This window comes from Staphylococcus argensis (genome assembly GCF_002902305.1).
Classification (GTDB): domain Bacteria; phylum Bacillota; class Bacilli; order Staphylococcales; family Staphylococcaceae; genus Staphylococcus; species Staphylococcus argensis.
The window spans coordinates 787,807-800,490 of the sequence record NZ_PPPX01000001.1 but is presented as its reverse complement, the minus strand read 5'-3'; the positions used below and the strand labels follow the sequence as shown (position 1 = coordinate 800,490).

15 protein-coding genes are annotated in these 12,684 nt (G+C 34.3%); 4 read left to right on the top strand and 11 right to left on the bottom strand.

Going from position 1 to position 12,684, the window contains the following annotated elements; translation table 11 throughout:
* Nucleotides 1-129: 129 nt before the first annotated feature.
* From CD039_RS03915 to sosA, 7 genes are all read right to left on the bottom strand, one after another.
* Nucleotides 130-915: an ATP synthase subunit B family protein gene (locus CD039_RS03915; protein WP_103371205.1), complete on the bottom strand. Its 786-nt coding sequence runs from the start codon at nucleotides 913-915 to the stop codon at nucleotides 130-132.
* Nucleotides 916-1,018: 103 nt separating this feature from the next.
* Nucleotides 1,019-1,732 (bottom strand): hypothetical protein, encoded by a 714-nt coding sequence (locus tag CD039_RS03910; RefSeq protein ID WP_103371204.1) that lies wholly within the window; start codon nucleotides 1,730-1,732, stop codon nucleotides 1,019-1,021.
* A gap of 160 nt (nucleotides 1,733-1,892) precedes the next feature.
* Nucleotides 1,893-2,360 carry a CcdC family protein gene (locus CD039_RS03905; protein WP_002472069.1) on the bottom strand — a complete coding sequence of 156 codons (468 nt, stop codon included), beginning with the start codon at nucleotides 2,358-2,360 and terminating at the stop codon, nucleotides 1,893-1,895.
* A 202-nt stretch (nucleotides 2,361-2,562) separates the two neighbouring features.
* A complete protein-coding gene (locus tag CD039_RS03900; protein WP_280524557.1) occupies nucleotides 2,563-2,802 on the bottom strand; it encodes a YneF family protein in 240 nt (79 codons plus the stop codon).
* Between the two features lie 202 nt (nucleotides 2,803-3,004).
* Nucleotides 3,005-4,993: a transketolase gene (gene tkt, locus CD039_RS03895; protein ID WP_103371202.1), complete on the bottom strand. Its 1,989-nt coding sequence runs from the start codon at nucleotides 4,991-4,993 to the stop codon at nucleotides 3,005-3,007.
* Nucleotides 4,994-5,106: 113 nt separating this feature from the next.
* On the bottom strand, nucleotides 5,107-5,358 hold the full coding sequence (locus CD039_RS03890) for a DUF896 domain-containing protein (protein ID WP_103371201.1): 252 nt from the start codon (nucleotides 5,356-5,358) through the stop codon (nucleotides 5,107-5,109).
* 101 nt (nucleotides 5,359-5,459) lie between these two features.
* A complete protein-coding gene (sosA, locus tag CD039_RS03885) occupies nucleotides 5,460-5,720 on the bottom strand; it encodes a DNA damage-induced cell division inhibitor SosA (protein WP_390612080.1) in 261 nt (86 codons plus the stop codon).
* Nucleotides 5,721-5,869: 149 nt separating this feature from the next.
* On the opposite strand from sosA, the gene lexA reads away from it, so the two are divergent.
* Nucleotides 5,870-6,493: a transcriptional repressor LexA gene (gene lexA, locus CD039_RS03880; protein ID WP_049405139.1), complete on the top strand. Its 624-nt coding sequence runs from the start codon at nucleotides 5,870-5,872 to the stop codon at nucleotides 6,491-6,493.
* Between the two features lie 238 nt (nucleotides 6,494-6,731).
* Here lexA and CD039_RS03875 read toward each other — a convergent pair whose 3' ends face one another.
* Both CD039_RS03875 and rpsN read right to left on the bottom strand, forming a co-directional pair.
* Complete coding sequence (locus tag CD039_RS03875; protein WP_390612078.1) at nucleotides 6,732-7,745, bottom strand: CAP domain-containing protein; 1,014 nt, start codon at nucleotides 7,743-7,745, stop codon at nucleotides 6,732-6,734.
* An 89-nt stretch (nucleotides 7,746-7,834) separates the two neighbouring features.
* Nucleotides 7,835-8,104 (bottom strand): 30S ribosomal protein S14, encoded by a 270-nt coding sequence (gene rpsN / locus CD039_RS03870; RefSeq protein ID WP_103371198.1) that lies wholly within the window; start codon nucleotides 8,102-8,104, stop codon nucleotides 7,835-7,837.
* A 301-nt stretch (nucleotides 8,105-8,405) separates the two neighbouring features.
* Between rpsN and rpmG the strand changes: the two genes are divergently transcribed.
* The 3 genes from rpmG (at nucleotide 8,406) to CD039_RS03855 (ending at nucleotide 10,786) form a co-directional block, all read left to right on the top strand.
* A complete protein-coding gene (gene rpmG / locus CD039_RS03865; protein ID WP_002472026.1) occupies nucleotides 8,406-8,555 on the top strand; it encodes a 50S ribosomal protein L33 in 150 nt (49 codons plus the stop codon).
* A gap of 304 nt (nucleotides 8,556-8,859) precedes the next feature.
* The gene (locus CD039_RS03860; RefSeq protein ID WP_103371197.1) at nucleotides 8,860-10,305 is read left to right on the top strand and encodes an amino acid permease; all 1,446 of its coding nucleotides are present in this window, start codon (nucleotides 8,860-8,862) and stop codon (nucleotides 10,303-10,305) included.
* A 166-nt stretch (nucleotides 10,306-10,471) separates the two neighbouring features.
* Nucleotides 10,472-10,786 (top strand): hypothetical protein, encoded by a 315-nt coding sequence (locus tag CD039_RS03855; protein WP_103371196.1) that lies wholly within the window; start codon nucleotides 10,472-10,474, stop codon nucleotides 10,784-10,786.
* A 137-nt stretch (nucleotides 10,787-10,923) separates the two neighbouring features.
* Here the strand turns inward: CD039_RS03855 and CD039_RS03850 are convergent, their stop codons facing one another.
* Nucleotides 10,924-11,739, bottom strand: a complete 816-nt coding sequence (locus CD039_RS03850) for a Cof-type HAD-IIB family hydrolase (RefSeq protein WP_103371195.1) — start codon at nucleotides 11,737-11,739, stop codon at nucleotides 10,924-10,926.
* Nucleotides 11,740-11,766: 27 nt separating this feature from the next.
* On the bottom strand, nucleotides 11,767-12,684 hold the full coding sequence (gene thrB / locus CD039_RS03845; RefSeq protein ID WP_103371194.1) for a homoserine kinase: 918 nt from the start codon (nucleotides 12,682-12,684) through the stop codon (nucleotides 11,767-11,769).

Sequence of the window (12,684 nt, the reverse complement as noted above, 5' to 3'; positions counted from 1 at the left end):
TTACACTTTCCAAACTTTAAATATAGAAAAAGAGTAGCCTCACTTTGAATCGATTTGGACTAAAGTAAAGAACTACTCTTTCTCATATATTTAGTTAGAGATGCAATGGTTTACTTAAATTTATCGCTTTTATTTATTAAACCACTCAGATATTTTATTCTTAATTTCATCGAGTTTAGAATTGACTTTATCTAACTCTTCTTGCATCTTACTTTCATTTCCGTTTTCTCTCTCTTGTTGTGCTTTTCCTAAATTATCAGCAGTATCTTGATAGTCATTCGCTACTTTTTGAGACTGCTCATCATTAGTTTTAGACTTCAAATCATTAATCTTTTCCTTGAGTTGATCTAATTTAGACTGGGTATCTTCTTTGTTATTCTGGATACTATCTTTAGTTTCTTTAATCTGCTGTTTAATATCATCAGATTGTTTCTGCACATAATCCTTATCTTCACTACTTGGTTCTTTTTGCTGTTCAGACTGTGGATTATCCTGATTAGTATCCTGCTGATCATCATTTGAAGTTGTACAAGCTTTTACAACAAAGATGACTACCACAATAAGTAAGATTATTAAACCGATACTTAGCCATTTTGTCATTGACTTTCGTTTATTAATCTCATCACGTTGTTGCCAGTCGCGTTCACGATCACGGTCTGTATAATAATCTTCTGGACGACTTTGAATCCGACGATCCTCATCGTAAGTGTCTTTGTTTTTCTCATAGCGACTCATGCTATTTCTGCGATAATCATCGTATAATAATCTGCCAAATACTCGATATTCCTCACTATCGTTAATAGTGTGTGTGTTAAGTTCAGTATTCACTCTACCATTTTTATCTAGAGCGATTATTTTCCCATCATCTTCAATTTTTAAAATTTGTGGGTAATTTTTTAAATCTTGATTGCTCATAATCATTCTCCTCTATTTTAATTGATGTACTAATAGAGTTAGTTAACATACAATACTATTGCTCTACCCACATTATATAGGAAAATAGTTCCCAAGGCATCCTTTATAGAGTGACTTTGCTAACATTATCGTCGCTTCTCATAATTGCGTGTAAATTATCTCCGCTACCTGTTTTTTTAACTACACCAATCATTTTAGTAGAACCAACTTTTTTAGGTTTACATACACTATTAAATTCTTCATTTAGATGACTGTTATAATCCAATATAATATCGTTTATTTCATCATCTGAATCATCATCGAATTTTGAAGTCTCTACTCTAGAAGTTTTTGTAGTACCTTTCACCGCTTTCACTTCAGTAGTCATCGTTTGTTTTTTGGGTTCTTTGTATTTTAATTTTTTAGCTTCTTTTAATTCTTTCTTATTATCTTCTTTAAATTCGTCATCATCAGAAGAACTTAAATTTTCGTAAAGGTCAATTTTTTTTCGTTTAGCATCTTTAAAAGCCTTTTTATCTTCTTTCTTTGCCATTTTAACTAGATCTTTATCACTTTTTTTCTCAGCTTGCCCAACGTTCATATGTTTTTCTCTAAAGTTATACAAAGTAACCTTTCCATCTTCAACATTTGCGATACCGTCTAAATATTGATCTTTATCTATTTCATCATCGCTATCCTCATAGAGTAATACTATATGATTACCTTTATTAAGTTGATCTGTAAAACTCACTGTCTTTCCTTTTTTATCACTCTTACTTTGGCCACAAGCCCCTAAAATAAAAATAGTAGATAAAATTAATACTAAAAATTTCTTCATAATATAAATCCTCCGCTATATCTATTTGAAATAATATTTCCATGATAGATGATAACTTAAATTCAATAAATTGATAATACTTTTTAGTAAATTAATTCTAAAAAGTTCGACTTAAAACGAATAAAACCGTTTACCTAATTAAAGATAAACGGTTTTAATATTATCGAATCATTTGTTTTTGTAACTTTTTAAATCTATATAACATTGCTAAACGCCAAGGTACAATCATACTGAAAGCTAATAAAAAGAACATACCTGCGAGCTGTCCTGGATCGATCGTATTACTAACAAAAATCTTAATGACAGTTCTTATTACTAGTAAACTAATCAAAATAATTGGAAAGGCTTTAGATCTCTTCATATAAATCTCACTGCCTTGAACTTCAAATTTGGATGTCCAAATTAATACACTTGAAAATATCACACCAAGTATTATTGATTCCAAAATTTCCATACCAGTGAGTCTAAAGTAAGGAACGACATACATTAATGCACCAGTTGCCATGAAGAAAGGTGGTAAGATTATTTTCTTTTCATTAACTGGAAATTTCTGAGCTTTCATTCGTATGATTATAACTGCAATACCCATTAAAAAGGCGAAAGCTATGGAGAATATTAGATAAAGCACGTTTACACCTTCTTTTATACACTTATGACTTATTCATAGTCGACATTATACCACTAACACTTTCTAATATCAGTAAATTTAATAAGTTAATTTTTAACATATGACGTCCTACTTAAAGTGTCTACATCGTATTCTGACATAATGAGAAAGAAGAAGGGCTAAAAGCGATATAAAACATACGCTTCTAGCCCTTATATGCAAATTATTTACCTTTTTTCATTTTGCTATCCATGTTTTTATTCATCATTGTCATCATTTGATTTATCTTTTTGTGTGAAGGTTTTTGACCCATTTGCATCATCATCATACGTAACATTTCTTCATTAATTGGTGGATTCTTTTTGAAATAGTCCATCATATATTTTCTAGCTAAGAAGAAACCGACAATTAAACCGATGATGAGTGCAAGGACAATAAATAAAATTGCTAACCATGTTGCCATAATCTCACCCACTTTCTTTATCCGTTTGCATTTTACTAAATTAATAGATTTAATTCAAGATTATCATCAAATCTACAGTTACTAACTTTTAAAGTATACCAACTATGGTGAGATATTGTAAACATGCTTTTTTAAAGGGAGTAGAACTTAACAATAATTATACTCTACTCCCTTAAAAATCCAAAGATTAATTAATCATTTCTTAAAATGTTTTAATTTGGTTTAAAATATTTTCTTTAGTAAAACCATATTTTTCAACTACTAAACCGCCTGGTGCACTCGCACCAAATTCATCAATAGCAATGACTTTACCTTCTGTACCGACATATTTGTGCCAACCTAAGGAAGAAGCCATTTCAATCGCTACACGTTTAGTAATATGCTTAGGTAAGATCTGCTCTTTGTATTCTTCATCTTGTTGATCGAATGCATGCCAGTTAGGCATAGATACTACTCGAACACCTTTATTTTGTGCTTCTAAGTCTTTAGCCGCTTCAACAGCAAGACTTACTTCTGAACCAGATGCTAATAATAAATACTCTACTTCTTGTTCTGATTCATACACAACATAAGCACCTTTACGTACACCTTCTTCAAGCGCTTCTTGGTCAACATCCAATGTTGGTAAGTTTTGACGTGTTAATACTAATGACGTAGGTGTAGATTCAGATTCTAATGCTACTTGCCAAGCTACACGTGTTTCGTTACCATCAGCTGGACGAATCACGTTCATATTAGGAATCGCTCTAAGTCCAGCTAATTGTTCAATTGGTTCATGTGTAGGTCCATCTTCACCAACTGCAATAGAATCGTGAGTGAAAATAAATGTAGAATTTAATCCCATAAGCGCTGAAAGTCTTAATGCAGGTTTCAAGTAGTCACTAAACACGAAGAACGTCGCTCCATAAGGATGAATACCACCGTGAGCAGCCATACCATTTACCGCTGCACCCATAGCAAATTCACGTACACCAAACCAGATATTTTTACCTTCAGGATGGTCTTTGTCAAAATCTACAGCTTCTTTGACATTAGATTTATTTGAACCAGCTAAATCGGCTGAACCACCAAAGAATGAAGGAACACTTTTACTAAGTGCTTGAATAACTTCCCCAGAATCAGCACGAGATGCTGCATTATGCTCACTATCAAAACGTGGTAATTCTTGTTCATATTGTGATGGTAATTTACCGCTAATAGCTAATTTGAATTCTTCACCTAACTCAGGATATTCGTCTGAGTATTCTTCAACTAATTTGTTCCATTCATCTTCATTACTATTCGCACGTTTTAACATTGTATCTTTAAAGATTTGATAAACTTCGTCTGGTACATTAAAACGTTTTTCAGGATCTAAACCATAATTTTCAAATGCTACTTTTCTTTCATCATCGCCTAAAGGTGCACCATGAACGCCATGTGTTCCTTGTTTATTTGTAGCACCAAATCCTATGATTGTCTTAACTTCAATAATTGTTGGACCATTTTGAGTTTTAGCTTGTTGAATTGCGCCATCAATCGCTTCAATGTCATTACCATCTTTAACTAAGATGTGGTTCCAACCATATGATTCAAAGCGTTGTTTAGTATCTTCAGAGAACGCTTTATTTAAGTCACCATCTAATGAAATATCATTTGAGTCATAAAGAACAATCAGTTTATCTAATTGATTATGACCAGCAAACGATGCTGCTTCGTGAGAAATTCCTTCCATTAGATCACCATCTGATGCTAAGACGTACGTATAGTGATCTACAACATCATAGTTATCTTTGTTAAATTTACCAGCAAGATGTTTCTCTGCTAAGGCCATACCAACTGACATAGCTAACCCTTGACCTAACGGACCAGTAGTAATTTCTACGCCTTCAGTGTGTTTAAATTCAGGGTGTCCAGGTGTCTTAGAGCCCCATTGTCTAAAGTTCTTCATTTCTTCCATTTCTAAGCTACCTGAAATATGAAGTAAACTATAAAGTAAAGCTGAACCGTGACCAGCTGATAGAACGAATCTATCTCTGTTGAAATAATTACTAGATTGGGGATTGAAATTTAAGTGACGTGTCCATAATGTATATGCCATTGGTGCTGCACCCATAGGTAGGCCTGGGTGTCCAGAACCAGCTTTTTCAATTACATCTATACTTAGTGCTCTGATTGTATCAATAGCTAATTGATCTTGTTCGTTAAACATCTATATGACTTCCTTTCTAAACATCTACTTATCAATTATTATAACTTAATTGAAAATAGCTTAACAAAAGATTGACCTTTTAATAATATAAGAACTTTCCCGATTAATCTAAATCAATCTTCCTTCTCAGAATCTTGTCTTTCTTCTCTCATTTGTTTGACTTTCTCTGGTGTTACATCGTTACCTTCTGGATCTATCACTTTCGTATTTTCAATTTGTTTCTTAAAACCTTCTCTAAATGAACGTAGATATTCTTTACGTAATTTTTCTTGTTCTTTCTTTTCCTTTTCAGTTAATCCTTGTTCTTTTTTCTTTTTAGCTAATTCGTTAATTCGTTCGATATTAAGACTATCTTTACCTGCCATAATTAACCTCCTTAGGTGACAAATTTATACGAAGAATATACCAAAAAAGTGAGCAAAACTAAAACAGTTTCGCTCACTCTTAACCTTCCATATATATTATATTAATTTGCTTTAGCAATTAAAGGTTTAGAGACATTTTCATCTTCTTTATATTGACTCGGTAAGTCATCTTGAGCTTTTAAATGTTCAGTTCGCTTTTCTTGTTCGTGTTGAGCCGTAGAGCTAGAAATACTATGATCCGTCATTTCGTACGTCTGTTCCGTTGTTCCATTTACATTTGCGCTAATAAAAAACATAGTACAAAGTACTACAGTAGCAATAAACACCGCAATATAAGGACTTAAATGAAATTTATTTATCAAAGTCAATTACTCTCACTCCTAGAACGTTTGTTTGTATTAATAACTTACCAGAACATAAGTTCTCTGTCAATACTTAAACGAACAAACGTTTGTAAAAGGCTATAAAGCATGCTATAATTAACTCAAACCTATTTAGGAGAGTGCCTATAATGAAAGAATTAACTAAACGTCAAAGTGAAATATTCGATTTTATAAAGTATGTTGTACAGAACAAAGGTTACCCACCAAGCGTTCGAGAAATTGGAGAAGCAGTTGGACTCGCTTCTAGTTCCACAGTACATGGACATTTATCAAGGTTAGAAGAAAAAGGTTATATTAGACGTGATCCAACAAAACCAAGAGCCATTGAAATCGTCAATGAAGAATTAGAAGATGCTATTGATATAGAAGAAACAATTCAAGTACCAGTCATTGGTAAAGTTACCGCTGGAGTTCCTATAACAGCAGTTGAAAATGTAGAGGAGTACTTCCCATTACCTGAACATTTTACTTCAACGCATAATAGCGATATTTTCATATTAAATGTCGTGGGCGATAGTATGATTGAAGCTGGAATTTTAAATGGGGATAAAGTCATTGTACGTAGCCAATCTATTGCAGAAAATGGAGATATTATTGTAGCGATGACAGAAGATGAAGAAGCGACTGTGAAACGTTTCTTTAAAGAAAAGACGCGTTATCGTTTACAACCAGAGAATAGTACAATGGATCCTATATATTTAGACCAAGTAAGCGTATTAGGAAAAGTAGTAGGATTATTTAGAGAAATGTAAATGACGTTACTTCCATGACACTCTCATCTAAATAATTTACGACGTTTCATTATATACGATTAAAAGGGAGCTAAGCTCAGCCTAACTCCCTTTTAATCGTCTTTTTTATCTAATACATCTTTAATTTTATCTAGAATATCTTCAGTCTGCTGTTTCTGTTTATTAGACATATTTTACTCATCCTCACAAAAGTTACTTACCCTTTTTCGTCACTTTCAAACATTCAATAAATCTCGGTTTAATACGTGTAATTTTCTGTCCAATATGGTTGATCTCCATCATTGAAGTCTACACCTACCCCGATATTTTTAAACTCTTTTCTCAATATGTTCTTTCTATGACCTAATGAATTCATTAAACCTTGATGCGCATAAATACTGCTTTGCTGACCAGAAGCGATATTTTCTCCAGCACCATTGAAATTGATGCCATCTTGTTTTAAACGGTCGAATGGTGATTGATTTGATTTATTAGTATGGTCAAAGTAATTGTTTTCAGCCATATCCTTACTGTGTTTGCGCGCCACACTAGCGATATCATCATCAAACGTTAACGTATTCAAACCGCGTTGTGCTCTTTCAGCATTGATTAAATCATAATTCTGAAGTTCAAATCCGCGAGCAAGATGCGACGAAGGTTGTCCGTATCTAGATTGCAAACGTTGTTCCATCTTATCGCTAACTTGAAGTAATGCCGTCACGTTATTATGGTTATGTTTATCATAAAATACTGTCGTATAGATATGATCTTTATGGAATGTATCATAACCATCATTATTCTCTTCATATCTAACATGATTCTTTTCTTTATATTGGATTGGATCACCTAACTTATTTCTAACTACTGACTTAGGCGTTCCATATTTAAGTTTTTGCTTAGAAGAAATTAAGTTTTGGTTAGTATATAAGGCGTTAACTTTATTATCTAGATAACTAACCATCACAAAGTTCTTATAATGAGAATCGTGATAAGTGTACCACTTTGTTCCGTACTCGTTACTCGTTGTACGTTGCGCTTTTCCTAATTTTTTCTCTACCTCTGCTTGAGTCATGTTAAGTTGAATATTATTAACTGCGAATTCTTGTTTGCTTGGCACTTTTAAAGCTTCGTTGCTTACTGATGTTGTTCGCGTCCATTTTTCTAACTTAGCTTGCGCATTATCATGCAGTTGTGTTAAAAAATAAGGTTCTTTAAAGGGGATAATCAATACAAGTAACAAGAGAAGAACAACATATGCAAATAACCTTTTAATTACAAGCACCTACCTTACACATATTTTTGTAATAGGATATTAAATTTAGTTATTTACATAATAATTCTTTTCTTGTCGATTGTAAATTATTACCAACTTGATTTTTTAACTCCGGGTATTTGACCTTTATGAGCATGTTCACGAAACGCAATACGGGACATTTCAAATTTACGTAATAGACCTCGTGGTCTACCTGTCACTTTACAACGACGTGTTAAGCGCGTAGGTGAAGCGTCTCTCGGTAATTTTCTTAAAGCTTCATAATCACCCTTAGCTTTCAATTCTTTACGCAGGTTGTAATATTTATTGACGAGTGCTTCACGTTTTTGTTCTTTTGCTATTTTTGACTTTTTAGCCATCATTCTCTACCTCTTTTCTTAAATCGTAATTATTACGTTTTAATACTAGCACAGATTTTTACTTTTGCAAATGATTTAATTTGATTAATTGTAACTATAAAGTGAGATGAGGTGTCGACGTAGGATTAAATTTACATAATCTCTCCTTTTTCTAAAAGAACTGTGCCATCCTACCCTAATTAATAAATATCGTTATAGATAGTGTATGTAAGTCATTTCATATTGCACTCATTATCAGACCGTGATATAATTCTAAATCGTAAACATTACTACTTTTTTAAAATAAGAAAGGATGATTAAAATGCGCGTCAATATCACACTTGCTTGTACTGAATGTGGCGACCGTAACTACATTACTACAAAGAACAAACGTAATAATCCAGAACGTATCGAGATGATGAAATACTGCCCAAGACTAAACAAGCATACTTTACATCGTGAAACTAAATAATCATTTATCTTCTATGTCTTGATAATACGACACTCAAGTTGAGCTCAATCAAACTATGGTAAAGATTATATACTGAGGTAGAACATTTAAGATTAGCTATCTCTCTTTGTTAATCTACGTTCTAACTTTCACACCATATTGAGTTCAACTTTTTTAATCTAACTACAAAATAAGCTTCTAGCTTTCCTCTCTGCTTTCTCTACTCGATTAATTTCATAAGTTATATATCAAAACTTATTGCTTGTCTTGCACAAAAAGCTTAAAATGTTAATTATCTAAATTTAAATGACATAGGAGACATGCTATGGGACAAAATAATATGAAAAGAGGACTAAGTTCGCGTCATATTTCTATGATTGCGATAGGTGGCGCTATAGGAACTGGACTTTTCGTAGCTACAGGTAGCGTTATTTCTCAAGCAGGGCCGGGTGGCGCGATATTAGCGTATTTAATCATCGGCGTCATGCTCTACTTCTTAATGACTGGTGTTGGAGAGTTAGCTACCTTCTATCCTGTATCTGGTTCGTTTAGTTCTTATTCCACACGTTTTATTGATAAGTCTTTAGGTTTCACCATGGGTTGGCTTTACTGGGCCATTTGGACACTCGTCACAAGCGTCGATATTATTATCGCTTCCAATGTGTTGTACTATTGGGACGCTTTCCACTTCTTCTCCCCTTTGACTTGGAGTATCATATTTTTAGTTTTATTATTTTTACTTAATATCTTCTCGGTCAAAGCTTTTGGAGAAACAGAATTCTGGTTATCCTTAATCAAAGTGATCACTATTTTCGTGTTTATCATTTTAGGACTATTAACGATATTAGGGGTTTTAGGTGGAAAAACATATGGGCTCGATTTCTATACAGTTAATGAAGCTCCATTCGTGGGTGGTATCTCTGGATTCTTAGCAGTACTACTTGTTGCTGGTTTCTCAGTCGGTGGAACAGAAGTGATTGCTGTGACAGCAGGCGAGTCAGAGCACCCTGACAAGTCCATGCCTAAAGCGATTAAACAAGTATTCTGGCGTATATTATTATTCTACGTACTGTCTATAGCAGTTATTTCTGCGATTATTCCTTATACTGATCCGTTATTATTGAATAAACATGAATCGGTAAGTCAGAGTCCTTTCACCATTGTATTTGATAGAGTCGGCATTGCATTTGCCGCTTCAGTCATCAACGCCGTTATACTTACATCGCTTTTATCTGCAGCGAATTCAGGTGTCTACACGACGAGTCGTATGCTGTTTTCACTCTCTGAAGATGGACAAGCGCCTAAATTATTAGGTAAGTTAAACAGAGTAACTAAATTACCGATCATTTCCATTGTCGTGACATCAATTATCGTTCTCTTAATTATTGTTATAGCTCAATTTAAATCTAGTATTGTCTTCGGTTTACTCAACATTATTGGCTCTTTAATTATCGTGGTGTGGGCTTCAAGTATTGCGAGTCAAATCAGATTACGTTTAGCTATTAAAAAGCAAGGCAAATCTCCTAAGGATGTCTTACCATACCGCTCTCCGCTTTATCCTTTAGGGCCTATTATAGTGATTTGTACACTGTTATTCCTATTTATAGGTAATTCATTTGGCGCATTAATGGCCGGCGATATTTTAGGAATTATACGTAATTTCTTGCCGATGATTATCATTGCAATTATTTATTTTGCTCATAAATTAGTTAAAAGGACGCGAATCGTCAAATTAAAAGATATCCAGCTCGATTCATCTTCGAAATCTTAAGTTACGTAGCGCATCCTCACGTTGTTATCTCATATTAACAAGTGGGGATGCCTTCTTTATTCTCAACGATTCATCACTTCACAACATGCTATATACTCTACATTTTATCTTGGTAAGACTTATAGTATAATTAGTATAGGTATTAATGAAGATAGAGGTGGAATATATGGTTGGTCAGACGAATCTATTTGATGATGTTATGAAGACAGAGGAACGTTTTGTCATTGTCGTACAGTCACTTGAAGAACAAAAAGGACGTTTAATTAAGAGAACATTAAGAGAATATAATAGCTTAACACATGAGCAAATGGACAATCTTTTCGAACATTTAAAAGATTTATTTCTTGAAGCCTCTTTTGAAGAGAATCAATCTGCGTTTTCAATCACAGTTTATACAAACCTTGATTATGCCGCCGATCAAGTATACGCGCATGTGAAACGTCACCGCGGTAAAAAAGAATGGACACATACAGCAAAATAGCCCGAGCGCTTAGTGAAATGAGTATACTAATTATTAAAAAACACACCCCGTTATTCAGTATTCACTAACTGAATATCACGAGGTGTGTTCTAATATATTTTTTAAACAAACTTTATCAAAACTACTTTTTTCTATCTTTACTCCTCAACTAAAATTGCCTTTAATGCATGGACAATTCCATCTTCATCGTTACTTAAAGTCGTTTGATTGGCAATATTTTTAACCTCATCACGAGCATTATCCATAGCGATGCCTTGACCTGCAGCTTCAATCATTGAAATATCGTTAATACTATCTCCAAAAGCAATAACCTCTGACATTGCAATACCCAAATCTTGAGCTAAACGTCGTATGGCATTTCCTTTAGAGACACCTGAAGGAACAAACTCAAGAAAGTATGGTTTGCTCGTCGTTAAATCAATCTCACTGTTAAACGTCTCACCTAACTGTTGTCTAGCAGTAGTTATACGAGCTACGTAATCTACACCCATCACTTTAGGAACAGATACTGTCACATCTTCTTTCAAGTCATGAACCTTTCTCATGGGCAAGCCTGTAAGTTCTGATTCAATGTTCATATACTCATGCTGTCCTTCATAAACAATTTCTCCATCAACATAAGTAAGGATAAATAACTCTTGCGCTCTACAAAAATCAATAATTTCATCAAAATTGTCTTTAGAAATAGAAGTTGCATCTACTACCTTACGATCATGATAGCGCATCGTGACGCTTCCATTGTAACTGATGATGTGGCTTTGATAATGATCTAACTGTAACTTATCAGCCACTTCAAACATGCCTTCTGTAGGTCTCCCTGAGGCAAGAACCACGTAATATCCTTGCTGTTGGAGTTCTAACAAATGTTCTTCTGTAGCCTTTGATAGTGTATGATGTGATGTTAATAGTGTGTCATCCATATCTGAAACAATCATTTTATAACGAGAGTGCATTGGTTTAACCCCTTTGGTAGATAATAATCAAGTTGAATAAATGATTTGCTGTTTCACGCCCGCTTCATTAATCGTCACTAATTCTGATTTACAATTCTTAAACTCTTCTTTTAAAGCTCTGACTAACTCCCCACTCTTCTCAGGTGGCACCATCGTTAACATTGTTGGGCCTGCGCCACTAATAACTGTCGCATATGCTCCATGCATTTTAGCCATCGCTTTAACAGTACGAAACTCAGGAATTAAATGCTGACGGTACGGTTCGTGAAAACCATCTTGTTCCATCATTTTACCAGCAAGTGCATAGTTGTGCTGAATTAATGCACTAATCATCGTGTTACTAATCGCGCTATTACGCACCGCTTGTTGATGTGTGAGCTGGTCAGGCAAGGCATTACGCGACTCCGTAGTTTGTAGCTCATAAGATGGGATCGTAATCACTATATCTACTTTCGGCGTATCGATGTATGAGACATCAGTCACGCGTGTTTCGGGATTATAATAGCCTAGAACGAGTCCACCATAAATTGTTGGTGCAACATTATCGGGATGGCCTTCGAATTCAGTAGCGAGTTGTAAAAGCTCATACTGAGATAGCTCTATATCTCCAAAGTAATTAGCGATAAATAGCGCAGCAACAAGTGCGGCAGCTGAAGAACCTAATCCGCGTGCTAAAGGAATTTCGCTATGCATCTTAATTTCAAGCGCAGGTAAGGAAACGTTATACCTCTTGGCGACCTGTTGCGCTACTTGATAAATATAATGCGTATCATCTGTGGGTAAACTTTCGATGTGAGGACCGAAATGTTGAAATTGCCACTCTGAACCTTCAATTTCTGCGACATCTAAAGTCAAAAATTTATTAAGTGCCATGCCAATCGAGTCAAAACCTACACCTAAATTGGCTGTTGACGCCGGTATTTCTAAATGAAGCTTTCCTGACAT

Excerpts from the sequence above, each read along its gene's own strand:
- CD039_RS03850 (WP_103371195.1), bottom strand. The coding sequence starts at position 11,739 with ATGCACTCTCGTTATAAAATGATTGTTTCAGATATGGATGACACACTA.
- CD039_RS03915 (WP_103371205.1), bottom strand. The coding sequence starts at position 915 with ATGAGCAATCAAGATTTAAAAAATTACCCACAAATTTTAAAAATTGAA.
- CD039_RS03855 (WP_103371196.1), top strand. The coding sequence starts at position 10,472 with ATGGTTGGTCAGACGAATCTATTTGATGATGTTATGAAGACAGAGGAA.
- rpmG (WP_002472026.1), top strand. The coding sequence starts at position 8,406 with ATGCGCGTCAATATCACACTTGCTTGTACTGAATGTGGCGACCGTAAC.
- thrB (WP_103371194.1), bottom strand. The coding sequence starts at position 12,684 with ATGTCAGGAAAGCTTCATTTAGAAATACCGGCGTCAACAGCCAATTTA.
- CD039_RS03900 (WP_280524557.1), bottom strand. The coding sequence starts at position 2,802 with ATGGCAACATGGTTAGCAATTTTATTTATTGTCCTTGCACTCATCATC.
- rpsN (WP_103371198.1), bottom strand. The coding sequence starts at position 8,104 with ATGGCTAAAAAGTCAAAAATAGCAAAAGAACAAAAACGTGAAGCACTC.
- CD039_RS03910 (WP_103371204.1), bottom strand. The coding sequence starts at position 1,732 with ATGAAGAAATTTTTAGTATTAATTTTATCTACTATTTTTATTTTAGGG.
- tkt (WP_103371202.1), bottom strand. The coding sequence starts at position 4,993 with ATGTTTAACGAACAAGATCAATTAGCTATTGATACAATCAGAGCACTA.
- CD039_RS03860 (WP_103371197.1), top strand. The coding sequence starts at position 8,860 with ATGGGACAAAATAATATGAAAAGAGGACTAAGTTCGCGTCATATTTCT.
- CD039_RS03890 (WP_103371201.1), bottom strand. The coding sequence starts at position 5,358 with ATGGCAGGTAAAGATAGTCTTAATATCGAACGAATTAACGAATTAGCT.
- lexA (WP_049405139.1), top strand. The coding sequence starts at position 5,870 with ATGAAAGAATTAACTAAACGTCAAAGTGAAATATTCGATTTTATAAAG.